Raw genomic sequence first — 252 nt, forward strand, 5'->3', positions numbered from 1 at the left:
GACCTCGGGCCGCATCTGATCGACCAGGCGCTCGCGCTGTTCGGCGCGCCGCAGACCGTGGCGGCAACGGTGCGCACGCATCGCGATCAGGCGAGCGCACCCGACTACGTGCATATCCAGTTGGGCTACGGCGCGTTCGAAGTCGTGCTGCATGCAAGCGCGCTGACGGCGATCGTCGCGCCGCGCTTCGTCATTCACGGCACCCGCGGCAGCTACGTGAAATACGGGCTCGACACGCAAGAGGACCAGTTC

General features: G+C 67.1%; 1 protein-coding gene. It reads left to right on the forward strand.

The window, feature by feature from the left end; genetic code table 11:
- On the forward strand, positions 1-252 hold a 252-nt coding region (locus SB822_RS59165; protein WP_410859384.1), incomplete at both ends, for a Gfo/Idh/MocA family oxidoreductase.

Origin of the sequence: Paraburkholderia sp. SIMBA_054, assembly GCF_046534875.1 — a bacterium.
Taxonomy (GTDB): Bacteria; Pseudomonadota; Gammaproteobacteria; order Burkholderiales; family Burkholderiaceae; genus Paraburkholderia; species Paraburkholderia hospita.